Source organism: Halomonas sp. DP8Y7-3, assembly GCF_019801675.1.
Taxonomy (GTDB): Bacteria; Pseudomonadota; Gammaproteobacteria; order Pseudomonadales; family Halomonadaceae; genus Halomonas; species Halomonas litopenaei_A.
This window is the reverse complement of record NZ_JAHVIO010000004.1, coordinates 387668-404551: the sequence shown is the minus strand read 5'-3', so window position 1 is coordinate 404551 and position 16884 is coordinate 387668. Positions and strand designations below refer to the sequence as shown.

The 16884-nt window shown below is 61.7% G+C and carries 16 protein-coding genes; 10 read left to right on the top strand and 6 right to left on the bottom strand.

The annotated features are described in order from the left end of the window. Positions 1-392: 392 nt before the first annotated feature. Positions 393-605 (bottom strand): PA3496 family putative envelope integrity protein, encoded by a 213-nt coding sequence (locus KUV86_RS06995; RefSeq protein WP_206942048.1) that lies wholly within the window; start codon positions 603-605, stop codon positions 393-395. A 336-nt stretch (positions 606-941) separates the two neighbouring features. On the opposite strand from KUV86_RS06995, the gene hexR reads away from it, so the two are divergent. The 3 genes from hexR to KUV86_RS06980 all read left to right on the top strand — a co-directional run bounded on the left by hexR (position 942) and on the right by KUV86_RS06980 (position 5383). Beyond that, the gene (hexR, locus tag KUV86_RS06990; RefSeq protein WP_206942046.1) at positions 942-1802 is read left to right on the top strand and encodes a transcriptional regulator HexR; all 861 of its coding nucleotides are present in this window, start codon (positions 942-944) and stop codon (positions 1800-1802) included. 115 nt (positions 1803-1917) lie between these two features. After that, entirely contained in the window at positions 1918-4122 is a 2205-nt protein-coding gene (uvrD, locus tag KUV86_RS06985) for a DNA helicase II (protein WP_206942571.1), read from the top strand. A 172-nt stretch (positions 4123-4294) separates the two neighbouring features. Beyond that, positions 4295-5383, top strand: coding sequence for a TRAP transporter substrate-binding protein (locus KUV86_RS06980; RefSeq protein ID WP_222162282.1), 1089 nt, complete (start codon positions 4295-4297; stop codon positions 5381-5383). Between the two features lie 58 nt (positions 5384-5441). On the opposite strand, the gene KUV86_RS06975 is transcribed toward KUV86_RS06980, so the two are convergent. Beyond that, on the bottom strand, positions 5442-5840 hold the full coding sequence (locus tag KUV86_RS06975) for an acyl-CoA thioesterase (protein WP_206942570.1): 399 nt from the start codon (positions 5838-5840) through the stop codon (positions 5442-5444). Positions 5841-6150: 310 nt separating this feature from the next. On the opposite strand from KUV86_RS06975, the gene KUV86_RS06970 reads away from it, so the two are divergent. The 7 genes from KUV86_RS06970 to KUV86_RS06940 all read left to right on the top strand — a co-directional run bounded on the left by KUV86_RS06970 (position 6151) and on the right by KUV86_RS06940 (position 12836). Beyond that, on the top strand, positions 6151-7122 hold the full coding sequence (locus KUV86_RS06970; RefSeq protein ID WP_224907864.1) for a phosphate ABC transporter substrate-binding protein: 972 nt from the start codon (positions 6151-6153) through the stop codon (positions 7120-7122). Positions 7123-7195: 73 nt separating this feature from the next. Next, positions 7196-8404 carry an ABC transporter permease subunit gene (locus tag KUV86_RS06965; protein WP_222484204.1) on the top strand — a complete coding sequence of 403 codons (1209 nt, stop codon included), beginning with the start codon at positions 7196-7198 and terminating at the stop codon, positions 8402-8404. Further along, positions 8401-9981 carry a phosphate ABC transporter permease PstA gene (gene pstA / locus KUV86_RS06960; protein WP_222237896.1) on the top strand — a complete coding sequence of 527 codons (1581 nt, stop codon included), beginning with the start codon at positions 8401-8403 and terminating at the stop codon, positions 9979-9981. Before KUV86_RS06965 ends, pstA begins: the two co-directional genes overlap by 4 nt. Before the next feature lie 86 nt (positions 9982-10067). Continuing rightward, a complete protein-coding gene (pstB, locus tag KUV86_RS06955; RefSeq protein ID WP_206942567.1) occupies positions 10068-10841 on the top strand; it encodes a phosphate ABC transporter ATP-binding protein PstB in 774 nt (257 codons plus the stop codon). Positions 10842-10873: 32 nt separating this feature from the next. Further along, positions 10874-11608, top strand: coding sequence for a phosphate signaling complex protein PhoU (gene phoU, locus KUV86_RS06950; protein ID WP_206942038.1), 735 nt, complete (start codon positions 10874-10876; stop codon positions 11606-11608). 135 nt (positions 11609-11743) lie between these two features. Next, a complete protein-coding gene (cysZ, locus tag KUV86_RS06945) occupies positions 11744-12472 on the top strand; it encodes a sulfate transporter CysZ (RefSeq protein WP_222484202.1) in 729 nt (242 codons plus the stop codon). Between the two features lie 28 nt (positions 12473-12500). Further along, positions 12501-12836, top strand: a complete 336-nt coding sequence (locus KUV86_RS06940; protein ID WP_206942033.1) for a YnfA family protein — start codon at positions 12501-12503, stop codon at positions 12834-12836. Between the two features lie 58 nt (positions 12837-12894). Here KUV86_RS06940 and phoR read toward each other — a convergent pair whose 3' ends face one another. From phoR to KUV86_RS06920, 4 genes are all read right to left on the bottom strand, one after another. Continuing rightward, on the bottom strand, positions 12895-14208 hold the full coding sequence (phoR, locus tag KUV86_RS06935) for a phosphate regulon sensor histidine kinase PhoR (protein ID WP_206942032.1): 1314 nt from the start codon (positions 14206-14208) through the stop codon (positions 12895-12897). Between the two features lie 89 nt (positions 14209-14297). Beyond that, on the bottom strand, positions 14298-14987 hold the full coding sequence (gene phoB, locus KUV86_RS06930; RefSeq protein ID WP_206942029.1) for a phosphate regulon transcriptional regulator PhoB: 690 nt from the start codon (positions 14985-14987) through the stop codon (positions 14298-14300). A gap of 111 nt (positions 14988-15098) precedes the next feature. Next, on the bottom strand, positions 15099-15992 hold the full coding sequence (gene ubiA, locus KUV86_RS06925; RefSeq protein WP_222484200.1) for a 4-hydroxybenzoate octaprenyltransferase: 894 nt from the start codon (positions 15990-15992) through the stop codon (positions 15099-15101). Between the two features lie 234 nt (positions 15993-16226). Continuing rightward, positions 16227-16811, bottom strand: coding sequence for a chorismate--pyruvate lyase family protein (locus KUV86_RS06920; protein ID WP_206942026.1), 585 nt, complete (start codon positions 16809-16811; stop codon positions 16227-16229). Between the last annotated feature and the right edge of the window lie 73 nt (positions 16812-16884).

Genomic DNA, 16884 nt, shown 5'->3' with positions numbered 1-16884 from the left:
GATCGGCGTCGCTGTGGCGTCGATCGACTCAGTGCTTCCAAGACCCGGCCTTGTGCCGGGTCTTGGCGTTTTCGCCGATCTCTTTCGATGCCTGTTGTGCATTGTGCGGCTAAAGGCACATCGCAAGCGCATCGAGCCGCGTTTGGCCAGGGCTCGGGTTAACTGGGCTTTGGTTAACTGGGCTCTGTTTAATCTGGGCTCGAGCTGGGCAGGGGTCGTCGTGAGTAGGGGGGAGACGCTGCTACGCCCATTTTTTAGGGCGGAGCCGATCACCTGCCCTCATGGCGGGGCAAGATGGGGAATGGCATGCCCAGAGAGGACGTTGCCATTCATTGGCGTCAGGCAGGAACGTCGGTGGTGGCAGGCCTGCCTGAGCTGATGAGACTGTCTGGCTAGTGCATTTCGTCTTCGTTGCCGTCTTCCGGCAATTCGGCGATGTCTTCAGAAAGGCGCTTGAATTCGCGATGCAGCTCGATGCCGCGGCGGGCCCTGAGGTTACGCTGGGCCGCGCTACGGGAGCGCTTCTCGTGTTCGGCGACTTCCATGCTCATGAAGATGTCGAGGAGTTCACTCTTTACGGAGGTTAACCGTTCGACATTACGCATGATCGACTCTCCTATGCAGTGAATGTGCCGGCATCCAGGACGCTGCGCGACACTGCCCTTTTACTATACCCCGGTTGACAAAAAGATGACGGTGTGGGTGTCAATTCTGCAACGCTCTACCAACGCTTGATAAAAAAGTGCCTTTGTTCAAACCATTGGCCTCTATCAGGGGGATGTCGATTGGTTGGGCAATCCTCGCCGGCATCGGGCATACTGGAATGCAACACCGGCCCGACAGCCATGGAGCTGTATGTCATGCTGCCATGCACGATGTCGGGCGGGACAAGGCTCAAGGCCTGCTACCTCGGGGCCTCCCGTCAGTCAAAGGAGTAAAGGGTGAGTCGCGCGCTGTTTGATGAAATGCGACGTCGCATGGAACACTTCCGGCGGTCAGAGCAGAAGGTGGCACGCTTCGTTCTGCGTAACCCCGATGAAGTTATCCACATGCGTATCGTCGATCTTGCCACAGAGGCAAAGGTCAGCGAGCCCACGGTCGTGCGCTTCTGTCGCGCACTTGGCTGTGACGGGTTTCAGGATTTCAAACTGAAGCTAGCGCAGATGCTGGCGTCAGGTAGCCAGTTCGCTCAATTCTCGATGAATGACAGCGACTCCGTGGCCGAATTCTCCCACAGCATCTTCGACTCGACGGTGGGCACCCTGCTGTCGATTCGCGATCGCCTGGACAATGATGCGTTGAACAGGACCATCAACGCGCTGGCCATGGCCAATCGTGTCGAGTTCTATGGTTTCGGCGCGTCTGGTGCAGTGGCCTTCGATGCGCAGCACAAGTTCTTCCGGCTGCAGATTTCTACCGCTGCCTATGCCGACCCCCATATGCAGAACATGTCGGCGGTGACGCTCAAGGAAGGCGACGTGGTGGTGGCCATTTCCCAGACCGGGCGTACCCGCGCCCTGGTCGCCAGCGTCAAGCTGGCACGGGAGGCGGGAGCCACCGTGGTCGGCCTTTGCCCGAGCGGATCGCCGCTGGCGGATGAGGTAGACCTGCCGCTGTTTATCGATGTGCTCGAAGACACAGAAATTTATACGCCGATGAGCTCGCGGATTGCGCACCTGGTGCTGATCGACGTGTTGGCGGTAGGTGTCGCCAAGACCCGAGGTCCCAAGTTGGCCGAACAGCTCAAGGCGGTAAAGCGAAGCCTGAACCCGTTGCGTTACCCCGAATCCGACTCATCTTGACGCGTACAAGCGGAGACTGACGACCCGCGCCTTGGGGTCGATGGTCTGCTGTCCTTTTATCCAGCATCGCTATGGTAGACTGGGCGCCCACTTTCTCTCCAGCGGTGCCTTCTCCATGGACGACGTCACGGCGATCATTGACGGCCTCAATTCGGCGCAGCACGAGGCGGTATGCGCTCCTCAGGGCAACATGCTGGTGCTCGCCGGCGCGGGCTCCGGCAAGACCCGCGTGCTGGTGCATCGTATCGCCTGGCTGATGCAGGCCGAGGGGCTGTCACCCTACGCCGTACTGGCGGTGACCTTCACCAACAAGGCCGCCAGGGAGATGCGCACGCGTCTTGAGGCCCTTCTGGGACTCTCGCTGAGGCATGTCTGGGTGGGCACCTTCCACTCGATTGCCCACCGCTTGCTGCGTACTCACTGGCAGGATGCTCGTCTGCCCCAGCACTTCCAGATCATCGATTCCGATGATCAACTGCGTCTGATCAAACGCCTGTTGAAAGATAACCAGGTCGACGACGAGCGTTTCCCGCCGCGCCAAGTGCAGTCCTTCATCGGTGGTTGCAAGGAAGAAGGGCTTCGGCCACACCAGGTACGTACCAACGGCGACGCCTATGTCGAGCAGATGGTATCGCTTTACGACATCTATCAGTTGACCTGTGAACGTGGTGGTCTGGTCGATTTTGGTGAGCTGTTGCTGCGCAGCCTGGAGCTCTTGCGTGACAATCCTGCATTGCTGGCCCATTACCAGGAACGCTTTGCCCATGTGCTGGTGGATGAGTTCCAGGACACCAACACCTTGCAGTACGCCTGGTTGAAGCTTCTTACTGGGCAGCGCACGCCGATGACGGTGGTGGGTGATGACGATCAGTCGATCTACGGTTGGCGTGGGGCCAAGGTGGAGAACATCCGTCGCTTCGAGCAAGAGTTTGCGGATACCAAGACCGTCCGACTCGAACAGAACTATCGCTCTACCAGCGCCATCCTTGATGCGGCCAACGCGCTGATCAAGCAGAACTCTGATCGCATGGGCAAGGAGCTATGGACGGCTGGCAGTCGCGGCGAACCCATTTCCGTGTATGCCGGTTTCAATGATATGGAAGAGGCACGCTTTATCGTCGATACCATCAAGGAAAAGGTCGATGAAGGGTTCCAGCGCCAGGAAGTGGCCATTCTGTATCGCTCCAATGCTCAGTCTCGAGTGATCGAGGAGACCTTGATTCGCCAGGGCATGCCGTATCGCATCTACGGGGGGCAGCGGTTCTACGAGCGCCTTGAGATCAAGAACGCCTTGGCATATCTGCGCCTTTTGCTGAACCGTGACGATGACGCGTCCCTGGAACGCGTCATCAATGTGCCCGCTAGAGGTATCGGTACGCGCACGGTAGAGGGGTTGCGCGATCGTGCGCGCCGCGCGCAGGTATCGCTGTGGCAGTCCATCCATGACACCCTGGCCGACGGCTCTCTCAAGGGGCGTGCCGCCAACGCCGTGACGGCATTTGCCGATCTGATCGAAGGTCTCGACAATGACACCTCGGGGATGGCGCTTCACGAGATCATCGCCCACGTTAACCAGCGCACGGGACTGATTGACCACCACCTCAGCGAGAAGGGCGAGAAGGGCCAGGCTCGAGTCGAGAACCTGGAAGAACTGATCAATGCCGCGCGGGCGTTCTCCCAGGGCGAGACATTGGATACCGTGGAGGCTGGCGAGGGCATGGTGGCGCTCGAGGCCTTTCTGGCCGAGGCGGCGCTCAACGCTGGCGAGCACGAGGCCGACGAATTCGAAGACAGCGTGCAGCTGATGACGTTGCACTCCGCCAAGGGGTTGGAGTTCCCGGTGGTATTTATTGCGGGAGTCGAAGAGGGGCTGTTTCCCCACCGCATGTCCCTGGAAGAGCCCGGCCGCCTCGAGGAAGAGCGCCGACTCTGCTACGTCGGGGTGACCCGGGCGATGAAGAAGCTGTATCTGACCCATGCCGAGATTCGCCGCATGCATGGCAAGGAAACCTTTCAGCGGCCGTCTCGTTTCCTGCGCGAGTTGCCCGAGTCGCTGCTGGAGGAAGTGCGTCTTCGCGGCCAGGTATCGCGTCCCGTCAGCGCGCGGCCGACGCCGCCACGCTTTGCCCAGTCCGGTGTCGAGGCCAGCGGTGACCTGCCTGCACTGTCATTGGGGCAGCGGGTTCGCCACCCGGTATTTGGTGAGGGCGTCATCCTCAATGCAGAAGGTGAGGGGGAGCGTGCCCGGGTGCAGGTCAGCTTCGAAGGCCACGGGGATAAATGGCTGGTACTCGGGTTTGCCAAGCTCGAGGCGCTGTAGCCCACTGCCGTCTTTGCCAGCTGCGCTCTTGAGCGCAGCGTCTCAGGCCTGGCTTGCAGGCTAATTTCTCTTTCCCGCATACTTCCCGGCGGACACCACGCCGGGGAGAGCAGCCTTCGACCCTGCTGCTTTGATGCCGGCGTCGACATAACACGCTTCAGGAGCTCGCCCCATGGAACGCCGTTCCTTTCTCAAGACCGCCGGCCTCGGCGCTGCAGGCGTCGCCGCCGCCCCCTTTGTCAGCACCGCCAGTGCCCAGGAAACCATTACCTGGAACATGGTCACCTCCTGGCCCAAGAACTTCCCCGCATTGGGAACCGGTGCCAATGACCTGGCCGAGCGGATTGAGCGGATGTCCGGCGGGCGCATGAAAGTTAGGGTTCACGGTGCAGGCGAGATGGTGCCGGCCATGGAAGTCTTTGACGCAGTGTCTCAGGGCACCGCCGAAATGGGACATTCCGCTTCCTATTACTGGCGTGGCAAGGTGGCGGCATCCCAGTTCTTTACCGCCGTGCCATTCGGCATGACCACCACCGAGACCAACGCCTGGCTCTACAATGGCGGTGGTCAGGAATTGTGGGACGAGCTGTATGCCGGGCATAACCTCAAGCCATTTGCGGTGGGCAATACCGGGACCCAGATGGCCGGCTGGTTCAAGAAGGAGATCAACTCACTGGAAGATATGCAGGGGCTCAAGCTGCGTCTGCCCGGTCTTGCCGGTGAAGCCATGTCAGGCATCGGGGTCACCACGCTGACGATTCCCGGCAGCGAGATTTTCACTTCGCTGCAGACCGGTGTGCTCGATGCTGCAGACTGGGTCGGACCGTACAACGACTTGGCCTTTGGTCTGCACCAGGTCGCGGATTTCTACTATACCTCTGCCTGGAACGAGCCGAGTGCTATCCTTGAGGGGACGGTCAATCTGGATGCCTGGAACGCGCTTCCCGACGACCTCAAGGCCATCGTGACCGAGGCGGCGAGAGCCTCCAACCTGGCGATGATCAGTGAATTTGCCTTCCGCAATGCCGAAGCCCTAGACGCGCTGGTCAATGAGCACGGCGTGCAGCTGCGTGCCTTCCCTGACGACGTGATCACGGCGTTGCACGAATCGTCGGAGCAGGTATTGCAGAAGCAGGTGGACAGTGACGAGGCGTCTGCGCGCATTTACGAGTCATACCGCAACTTCCAGGCCCAGGTGCGCAAGTTCTCGGATGTGGGCGAGTTTGCCTATCTCAAGGCGCGGGACAACGTGCTGTCTTGATGTCTGAACGCCCGGGCAACGGTGGACGAGTGCCGTTGCCCGGTGGCAGGCCGCCGGATCAAGCATGCACGCCTCGGATGCGGCCATTGTCGTCCAGTGCCACCAGCACGTGGCGTGCTTCGGTGACCTTGTGGAGGTCGTCCTCGCTGTCGTGAGCTGTACGAACCCATACCTCCACATCAATCTTGATCGAACTGTGGCCAATGTCACCGACTTGGGTGTAGACGCAGACCAGAGACCCCACACGCACCGGGCAGAGAAAGTCCATTCCCTCGATCGCCACGGTGGCGGTTCGTCCCCGTGCCTCTTGGCTGGCGGTCCACTCTGCGGCCTGGTCCATCAGGCGGGCTAACCAACCAGCGGGAATGTCACCGTGCGCGTTGGTGTCCTGGCGAGTCGCCGCGAGCTTCAAGGTCAGTTGACCCTTTGGCACAGGAACGTCATCGACTTCGGTCATCATGATGAGTGGCATCCGGCGTGAGTTGTTGTCATCGCTGACGTTCGCAAGCAAACGCCATCGTCGCTGACGTCATGAAACCACCCCGGAGCGATATACTCCACCGTTCGTGCGTTACCCTGCAGGGACGTCGCGCCGAGGACCACCACGCCCAGAAGCTTTGATAGACGTTCTGGCAGAAGCTCTGGCAGAAGTTCTAGGTGGTTGCCTTGGCAACCGTGTGGCACGGATGATGTGAAAACTCAGGAAGATAGCCGAGCGAAGGCGTCATTCTGTCTGACGTGATGCTGAGCCAATGCCGGGAGGCCAGATGTCCAGCGTGTCCCATTTTGCTGCCACCAGCAGGCGCATCGTGATGCTCCTGTGGCTGGGCTGGGTGGCATGGTTACCCTTGCCGGCGACGGCACACGATGTCGCGGGGGCATTGAACGCAGTAGGTTCGGACACCATGGCCGAGCTGATGCTGCGCTGGGGGGAACAGTTCGAAGAGCAGCGTCCAGGCGTTCGTCTGCAGCTGCAAGTGGCAGGATCCGCCAGTGCTCCACCCGCGTTGATTGCCGGCACTACGCTGTTGGGCCCCATGTCGCGGCCCATGCAGGATGATGAGAAGGCAGCATTTGCGGCACGTCACGGCTATGCCGTCACTCCCGTGGTCGTGGGCAAGGATGCCCTGGTCGTGGTGGTCAATCGGCATAATCCCCTCGAGCGTCTGAACCGCCAGCAGCTCGACGCCATCTTCTCCGATACGCTGGCCTGTGGTGCGGAAGAAAGCATCGACCACTGGCAGCAGCTGGGGCTGGATGATCCCCAGGGCAGCATCCATCTGTACGGTCGTAATGCGGTCTCCGGTACTCACGGTCTGTTTCGGCGTCGTGCGCTGTGTGATGGTGAGTTCAAGGTATCCGTCACCGTCTCGGCGGGATCGGCAGCGGTGGTCGCCGCTGTCGGTGACGACCCGCGAGGCATCGGGTATGTCGGTTTGAATCATTTGAACGCTGACGTGCGTGAGGTGGCCATTGCCGATGGCCAGCGTGACGTGAGACCTGAGCGTCAGGCGCTGCGGGATGGGGACTATCCGTTGGTTCGCGACTTGCTCATTTACGTCAACCGGCCCCCGGAAACACCGCTGCCGGAGGTAGAGCGTGCCTTCCTGGACATGGTGCTGTCGCCGTCGGGTCAGCGCGTGGTGAAGGAACTGGGCTTCGTGGCGCTGTCTCCCTCGGCATTGATGGCACAGCGACGAGCGCTGGGGCTACCGGCGTTGGCACGAGAGGAACGTTGATCAAGCCGCCTTCTGTCATCCAGATGTCATGAAGATGTCGTAATCTTCCGCTATGCAACAATGGCTGGCCTAGATGTCTGATCCTACCTCCACCAATCCTCTCTATCGGTCCCGCCAGCGGCGAGATCGACTGGCCACCCTGCTGATCACGGCAGGGGGGATCGGTGTGCTGTTGACGGTCATTGCCATCGCGGTATTTCTGCTGGTGGAGGTGGTGCCCCTGTTCTGGCCCGGGGCAGACGGAATGTCTCTGAGTGCGCTGTGGTCGGCCCCCGGCACCAGTGGCGAAGCTGAGTTTCGCTGGCTGCCTCATCGCCTCGAAGAGGGGGTGGTTGCCCAGGCCAGTCTGGCGCCGTTGCTGTGGGGGACGCTTGAGGCCGCTATATGGGCGCTGATAGTGGCCATACCGTTGGCACTAGGCGCGGCGGCCCACTCGAGTCTGTATATGACGCCGGGACTGCGTGCGCGCATGAAGCCGACCCTGGAGCTGATGGAAGCCATGCCCAGCGTCGTACTGGGTTTCATTGCCGGGCTGGTGCTGGGCCCCTGGGTGGAACGCCATCTGGCCGAGGCAGTGTCCGTCGTGCTGCTGCTGCCCATCGCGATGATCACGCTGGCGCTGGGCCATCGTCGGCTACCGGTCCCCGTGCAGCGGTACCTGACGCTGAATTCGGCCGCCTTGTGGTTATTGCCCTGCCTGTTGTTGCTGGTACTCGCCGCGGTGCAGCTTGCCCCGCTGTGGGAGAGCTGGTGGTTCGGTGGCGACCTGCGCGAATGGGTCGAGCAGCGCTGGGGTCTCGATGTTCAGGCACGTAACGCCATGATCGTGGGGCTGGCGATGGGGTTTGCCGTGATCCCCGGCATTTATGCGCTGGCCGAGGATGCGCTCAGTGATGTGCCGCGAAACCTGGCGGAAGGCGCCCAGGCCATGGGTGCCACGCGCTGGCAGACCCTGACCCGCGTCATGCTGCCGATTGCCCTCCCGGGGATCTTCTCCGCCATCATGATCGGGGCCGGTCGAGCGGTGGGAGAAACCATGATCGTGTTGATGGCCAGCGGTAACAGCGCCCTGATGACGGCGACGCCGTTGGATGGCCTGAGGTCGCTGGCCTCGAGCATTGCTATTGAACTGCCCGAAGCGGCACCAGGCGGCACTCACTACCGTTTGCTGCTATTGGCGGCCCTGGCGCTGTTTCTGTTTACCTTTCTGATGAACACCCTGGCCGAGCTGGTGCGTGCAAGACTCAGGCAGCGCTTCCGGCGTTCGCGGGGTGATAAATGAAGATTCCCGGCCATACGGCGGTCGGCAGCAAGACGCTTAGACGTCCGCATGAGGGGCCCTGGGCGTGGTTGGCTGCGGCCTCGGTAGCGCTGTCGATATTGATGCTAGGCGCCTTGATTGTTCTGCTCAGCGTGAAGGGGCTGGCCAACTTCTGGCCGTCGACCCTGCATGAGGTCACCCTTGATGACGGCGACACGGTCATAGGCGTGCCTTTTGAGCAGCGCACGCTGCCCGGTGGCGAAGGCGTCGAGCGGCGCTACTGGATAGCCAATCGCGATGATGGCGGTGGCATCTGGCGCTGGTTGAGCGTCCCGCGGCTGGCGAGTGACCAGACGCCTGATGACCTGGTCGTGCTCGAGCGACGTCACTGGGGCACCTTCTTCGGTCGCCTGGTGGCAGTGAGGCTGGAGGGTGAACGGCTGACGGGAGAGGCCGCGTGGCTGGCCATGGAGCAGCGGCTCAAGGAGCTTGATGCCCTGCGCCAGGCCCGACAGCAGTTGACCCGTGATGACATACTGCCGTTGATCCGGCGCATGGAGCGCGAGCCGTCGTCGAGCGAGGCACAGCACCGCCTGGATGACCGGCAACTGGAAGCGTTACAGGCGCGGGCGACGGAGCTTCGTCGGTTGCAGCAGGGCGGGGTACTGGTGCTGGAGAACAGCCAGGGCCAGCGTCAGGAGCAGCCCTTGGAGGAAGTGCTGGATGCCTGGCGCCCCAACGCCATGGCCTGGTACGAAAAACTGGGCCACTGGGGAGGAGAACTGTGGCAATTCCTGTCCGAGGGGCCCAGGGATGCCAACACGGCCGGTGGCGTGTGGCCTGCGATCTTCGGCACTATCTTGATGGTGTTGCTGATGTCGGTGCTGGTCACGCCCTTCGGTGTGCTGGCTGCCGTCTATCTCAATGAAGTGGCCCATCAAGGTCGCTTGACTCGGCTAGTGAGGATTGGCGTGCGCAATCTGGCCGGGGTGCCCTCCATCGTGTACGGCGTGTTTGGCCTCGGGGTCTTCGTCTATGGTGTCGGTGGCAGCATTGACCGGTGGTTCTTCGACTCTTCTCTGCCATCGCCGACCTTTGGTACCGGCGGATTGCTGTGGGCATCGTTGACCCTGGCGCTGTTGACCCTGCCAGTCGTGATAGTGGCCACTGAAGAGGGCCTGTCACGGATTCCCCTGCACCAGCGCGAGGGGGCACTGGCACTGGGGGCAACACGCTTCGAGACCTTGACTCGGGTGGTGCTGCCGATGGCCATGCCGGCCATGCTGACAGGACTGATTCTGGCGGTGGCCCGGGCCGCAGGAGAAGTGGCACCGCTGATGTTGGTCGGCGTGGCAAAGCTTGCACCACAGGTTCCAGTGGACGGTGAGTTTCCTTTCCTCCACCTTGAAAGAAAGTTCATGCACCTTGGCTATCACATCTACGATGCCGCCTTTCATTCCAGCGATGTTCAGGCCGCCATGCCGCTGGTCTATGCCACGGCTCTGTTGTTGGTAGTGGTTATTTTGGTGCTTAACCTGACTGCAATATTCATGCGGCATTATCTGCGCAAGCGTCATGGTGCGCCGGTGCGTCGATGATGCAGGGAGAGTCAATGTCCATCGATGGAAGGCTGCCCCAACGCCAGCTCAGCCAGGCCTCCCTGGGAAGTCGGCGCGGGGCGGTCATGGCGTTTTCGGAAGCCGATACGTGCCTGGATATCCAGGGGCTAAGTCTGGCCTATGCGGGCAAGCCCGCATTGAAGGATCTGACGCTGCGCATCCCGCGGCACCGAGTGACGGCCTTCATCGGGCCGTCGGGCTGCGGCAAGTCGACGTTGCTGCGGGCACTTAACCGGCTGCATGACCTCAACGAGGACGTCAGCCGGCGCGGCAGTATCTATCTCGATGGGCACGACATCCATGATTCGCGAGTGGCCGTGTCGGAGTTGAGGCGACGGGTAGGCATGGTCTTTCAGGCACCCAATCCTTTTCCCATGTCGATCTACGACAATGTCGCCTTTGGTTTGCGACTGCAGGGGGGACTCAGCAAGCGGCGCATCGATGATGTGGTCGAGTGGGCGCTGAAGTCAGCCGCACTGTGGGAAGAAGTGAAGGGGCGCCTGCGTGCGTCAGCCTGGTCACTGTCAGGTGGTCAACAGCAGCGACTGGTGATTGCGCGGACCCTGGCGGTAGAGCCCGAGGTGCTGCTGCTGGATGAACCCGCCTCCGCTCTCGACCCGATCTCGACGCTCAAGATCGAGGAATTGATTCGCACGCTGAAGCCACATCTGACCCTGGTACTGGTCACTCATAACATGCAGCAGGCGGCACGCGTGTCCGACTATACGGCGTTCCTGCATAACGGTGAGCTGGTGGAGTACGGACCGACCGACACCCTGTTCACGCACCCGCGCCTGAGGCGCACCGAAAACTACATCACCGGACGTATGGTGGGCTGATCGCCCCCTGCACCTCCCTTCAGGAGACCTCCATGGATATCACCAGCGATACCCACAGTCAGCATATCTCGCGCCAGTTCAATCACGAGCTTGAAGAGCTCAAGACCCACCTGATGGCCATGGGTGGCCTGGTCGAGAAGCAGGTGCAGGATGCTGTCAGCGCACTGCTCGACTCCGACTCGGCGTTGGCCTCCCGGGTGGTCGACAATGACCGCGCGGTCAACGATATGCAGATCAAGATTGATGACGAGTGCACCCGCGTGCTGGCCCGCCGCCAGCCGGCCGCCTCGGACCTGCGCCTGGTGCTGGCGGTCATCCGCGCCGCATCCGATCTCGAGCGTATCGGTGATGAAGCCAGCAAGATCGCCCGTAACGCCATCGAACTGGTGGACGGCAACAATGGCACTCGCGGGTTCGTCGAGGTGCGCAATATCAGCGAGCACGTTCGCCACATGATGCGCGATGCACTGACCTCCTTTGCCCGCTTCGATACTGAGCTTGCGATGCAGGTGGTGCAGGAAGACGAGCGCGTCGACAGCGAGTATCAAAGCGCCATGCGATCGCTGATGACCTTCATGATGGAAGATGCGCGGTCTATCTCGCCAGTGCTCGCCATCATGTGGATTCTGCGAGCCCTAGAGCGCGTGGGTGACCACGCCAACAACCTGGCCGAGTACGTCATTTACCTGGTCAAGGGCCTAGATATCCGTCACGTCTCGCCGGACAAGATTGACCCGGATCTGCTGGACGACGACGCCTCGTCTTGACCTGAACGCCGCAAGCGGCGTCAATAGGCCGGCCCTGTCAGGGTCGTTGCCGGTACCCTGAACTGCGGGCCATCGTCGAGACGATGGCCCGCAGTCGTTATGGCCTTGTTGATGTCATTGCCAAGGATAGAAGTCATGCTGAATGCTATTGAGGCGGTTCGTCGCGGTACGCGGCTGGTCTATAGCCGTGGACTGCGCCGCTACGTCTTTCTTCCCATTCTGGTCAATCTGCTGGTCTATGCCGGCATGCTCAGCTATGTGCTGGGTGAGTTTGGTGGCTGGCTCGACAGCTGGATGGCCATGGTCCCAAGCTGGCTGGAGTGGCTCGACTGGCTGATCTGGCCCCTGTTCGTGGTCAGCCTGATCGTGATCGTGTTCTTTTCGTTCACCCTGGTGACCCACCTGATTGCAGCCCCCTTCTACGGCTTTCTGGCAGCGCGTGCCGAGGTCGAGCTGACGGGGCAGGAGCCCAGCGACGACCGCGGTTGGCTCAAGACCGGTGTTGATGCACTCGGGCGTGAACTGCTCAAGCTGGCGTATATTCTGCCGCGCATGATAGGCCTGTTCATTCTGAGCTGGATCCCGGTGGTGAATCTGGTGGCACCGCTGCTCTGGGCGGCCTTCAGCGCCTGGACCATGGCGATTACCTATCTCGACTATCCGATGGACAATAACAAGGTCAGTTTTCCCGATATGCGCAAGCGACTGTCGGCGCGCTGGTGGCCGAGTATCAGCTTTGGCGGCCTGGTGACGCTGATCACCTGGATACCACTGGCCAATCTGTTTCTGATTCCCGGCGCAGTGGCCGGGGCTGTGCTGATGTGGGATCAGCACTATCGCCAACTGCCGATGGTGCGTCGCTGATGGCGACCTGTCACCTGGCCGGTGCGGGATGTTGACAGGGTTGCCTGGGCTGGCCATCTACCTGTTGGCGGCGGTGGCCGAGATCGCCGGCTGCTTCGCGGTATGGCGCTGGTGGAGGGCGGATGGTGCGGCCTGGTGGCTGTTGCCCGGTCTGTTCAGCCTGGCGCTGTTTGCCTGGCTGCTCAGCCAGGTAGACGCTGACTATGCTGGACGCGCCTTTGCCGCGTACGGCGGCGTGTATATCGCGGCATCGTTGGGCTGGATGTGGTGGGTGGAGCAGCGCCCCCCCGATCGCTGGGACATGATGGGGGCGGCGCTTTGCCTGGCGGGCGCTGCGGTTATCTTGCTGGGTCCCAGGAGCTGAAAAGACACAGTGATGCCAGCCTGGCTTGAAGCGGGGCTGGTGTGTCCCTGGGTCGGGGTCAGGGCGAGGCGGCCGTCTGGCGGTTTTCCTGCACTCGGCTCGAGGGGAAGATACAGCGGAAGGTGGCGCCTTCACCCGGATGTGAGTCGATGTCGAGGCGCGCATCGTGGCGCAGCAGCACGTGCTTGACGATGGCGAGGCCTAGTCCGGTGCCACCGGTCGCCGTGCTGCGTCCCTTGTCTACCCGATAGAAGCGCTCGGTGAGGCGCGGAAGGTGCATCGGGTCGATGCCGTCGCCGTCGTCCTCCACCTCAAGACAGGCGCCATCACCGTAGGCCCGCCAGCGTAGCTGGATACGTGCGCCATCGCCGGCATAGCGCACGGCATTGAAGGCCAGGTTGGAAATGGCACTGTGAATTTCCTTCTCACTTCCCTTGAGCCCACGCGGATCGTCGATGGACACCTCGATCTGCTGGCGCCCACCAGACAGCGCCTGTGCATCTCGCTTGACGGTCTGCAACAGAGTGGTGGGGTCGAGCCGCGTGTGGTCATCGCCGCCCTGATCGTTTTCCAGTCGCGACAGCAGCAGCAGATCATTGACCAGGTTCTGCATCCGACGGGTCTGGTTCTGCATCTGCGCCACCCCCTTGCCGAGCCGTTCGGGCAGCATGTCGGCCATGTCGCCGTAGGTCTCGAGATAGCCGGTCAGTACCGTCAGTGGCGTGCGCAGCTCATGGGAGACGTTGGCCACAAAGTCTCGGCGCATCTGTTCCAGGCGATGCAGGCGTGTGATATCGCGCGCCATGACCAGGCGTTCATCGTCACCGTACAGGGTGATCTGGAACTGCAGGATCATGTTCTCGTCGATGGGCGATGGCAGGCTCAGCGGCTCACGATAGTCCCGCTCGTTGAAATAGCCGACGAAGCGCGGATCACGCAGCAGGTTGGTGATATGTTGACCACGGTCCAGCGCCGGCTTCAGGCCTAGCATGCGCTCGGCAGAGCTGTTCCACCATTCGAGATCGCCATGGCGATCCAGCATGACCACACTGTCGCGCATCGCTTCAGAGGACTCCTGGATACGCTGAAGCGTTGAGCGCAGGCGTCGTTGGGTAATGCGCTGGCCCTTCTGGTAGCGATAGAGTCGATCAAACAGCTCGCCCCACAGACCGCTGGCGGTAGGAGGTTCCTGCTGGGGACGATGGGTCAGCCAGTCGTGCATGGCGTGCAGGTTGCGCAGATGATAGGCGAGACCAAGCGTCAGGCCCGCTCCGACGCCGACACTCGTCAAGGAAAAGGGCCAGCCCAGCAGGGCGCCGATGCCGACCAGCAGGGTCAAGCGCCAGACTTCTCGTCTCCACAGTCGACCCACGTCAGCTCCTGGCTCCGTTCACCTATGTCCTCCTGTCTGCCGCCAGCCGTACAGGCGCTATCAAGCCTGCGTGGAAGGGAGGCAAGACGTCACATCTTGGCCGAAAAACGGTAGCCGGTGCCGCGCACGGTCTGGATCAGCTGCTGATGTGGCTCGCCAAGGGCCTTTCGCAGGCGGCGAATGTGCACGTCGACGGTGCGTTCCTCGACGTAGACGTTGCCACCCCAGACCTGATCAAGCAACTGGCCGCGGGTGTAGGCGCGTTCCTGGTGGGTCATGAAAAACTGCAGCAGGCGGTATTCGGTGGGCCCCATGTCGAGCGACTTGCCGTCGACGCTGACGCGGTGGCTGACAGGATCGAGCTTGAGCCCGTCGACTTCCACCGGGTCTTCAACGCCGCGGGGAGTGGCACGACGCAGCACCGCTTTTAGACGGGCGACCAGTTCCCGGGGAGAGAACGGCTTGGTGATGTAGTCGTCTGCACCTGCTTCAAGCCCCTGAATCTTGTTGTCCTCCTCACCCTTGGCGGTGAGCAGGATGATCGGCAGCTCGGCGGTGGTTTCTTCCCGCTTGAGGCGGCGTGCCAGCTCGATGCCACTGGTTCCGGGCATCATCCAGTCCAGCAGCAGCAGGTCTGGCTGATCGTCCACGATAATCGCGTGAGCCGCCTGGGCATTGTCGGCCTCGAGGACCCGGTAGTCGGCCATTTCCAGAGCCACCGCGATCATTTCGCGGATGGGCGCTTCGTCGTCGACGATCAATACGGTCTTGGCTGTCATCCCGGGCCTCTTGTTCAGGGTCTTCCTATCAACGGTGACAGATGACACCACGTCAATGTGACATTTAGATGACATTGGCCGACCTGTCGAGCCCTCGTCAGCTCGACAGGGTCATCCCAGGTCGGGATAGAGACTCAGCGCCAGGCCGGCAAACAGCAGCAGGCCCGACCAGTGATTGTTGAGAAAGGCCTGGAAGCAGCGATCGCGATCACGCTCCTTGATGAGTTTCTGCTGGTGGATAAAGGTAGCCGCCATGGCCAGCCATCCCAGCCAATAGAAACCGCCGATATTCAGTAGAGCGCCCGCCCAGGCCAGCAGGCCCAGCGTTGCCAGCTGCAGCAGCGCGATGATGCGAGTGTCCCAGCGACCAAACAGCACTGCGGTCGACTTGATGCCGATCTTGAGATCATCGTCACGGTCCACCATGGCGTATTCGGTGTCATAGGCCACCGTCCACAGTACATTGGCGGTGAACAGGATCCAGCCGACCGTGGGTACCTCGCCCAGCACGGCACCGAATGCCATGGGAATCGCCCAGGAAAAGGCCGCCCCCAGCACCACCTGGGGAAAGTGGGTGTAGCGCTTCATGAAGGGATAGCTGGCGGCCAGCACGGCGCCGATCAGCGACAGCCATACGGTAAAGCCGTTGGTCAGCCATACCAGCACGAAGGCCGCTGTCAGCAGACCGACGAACAGGATCTTGGCTTCCTGCTCGCTGATACGCCCAGTCGCCAGAGGGCGGTGTTTGGTACGTTTGACGTGACCGTCGAAATGGCGGTCCGCATAGTCGTTGACGACACAGCCTGCTGCTCGCATCAGGTAGACGCCAGCGACAAAGATCAGCAGGGTGTCGCGGGCGGGAATGCCGTCCGCCGCTACCCACAGCGCCCACAGTGTTGGCCACATCAGCAGCCAAGTGCCGATGGGGCGATCCAGACGCATCAGCGCCAGGAAGTCGGGAATTCGGGCGAGGCGTCCGGGGGGACGCAGCAGGGAGCGGTCCATCGTGGTCTCTCGAGGGCTAGTGGAAAGTCGCTGTCACAGGCATCGTGGCGGGCACGCTTTTGTCGTGTCCGCATCCGCTAGTGTGGCGTTGAGCGTCGAAACAAGACGAGACAGTTCATCCATGGGTGTCGCCGGGAGCGACCATTTGCTGCCAGGTCTGGTCAGCGCTTGTCGACATAACGGACCAAGCCTAGCGCGGGGAGACGGGCGTGACCAGTACAGCGCGGTCGCTGTCTAGCCTGGAGACGGGTCCAGTGACAGCGCCTCGGCCATGGCGGGCAGAAAGCTCTCTTGCACCAGCATCACCCAGCCCCCGTGGCAAAACAGAGAGCGCCGTTGCCAGATACCGCGGTATCCGTGGATAGGACGAGATATCCGGCTGATCTCGATCGGACTGCGGCGAAGATCCGGCTGCTGAAACAGCCAACTGCCCAGCGAGTTTTCGCCAAGGCCGGCAAAGGGCGCCTGTTGATCGCTCACCCGTGGTGCCACTGAGCGTGCCACCACCCAAGGGACCTCGTCGACGCACAGCGCGACCTCGCGCAGCCAGGCCTGCTGGCCGGCCGCCAGTCCCAATGCCTCGGCCTCGTCCGGCCATGGCTGCCCCAGGTACTGGTCGAGCAGACGCACGTGAAAGCGTCCCTCGCCAGCGGCCGCCATCAGTCTCTCCGTCAGTGAGTCGCGGGAAGCCAGCCACTCCAGCCAGCGCTCAGAGATGGCATGCGACGATGCGGGGATGTCGCGCCACTCGGGAGTCGATCGCGGGCACTCGGGCTCGACATGGCAACGGGACGGGGTGACATGAGGATGCTGTGACATGGGGCCTTGAGGTCCTTGCTGCACCGGACGTCGTGCTCCGGTAGATGGGCGCATAGTGTACCATGGTGCACAG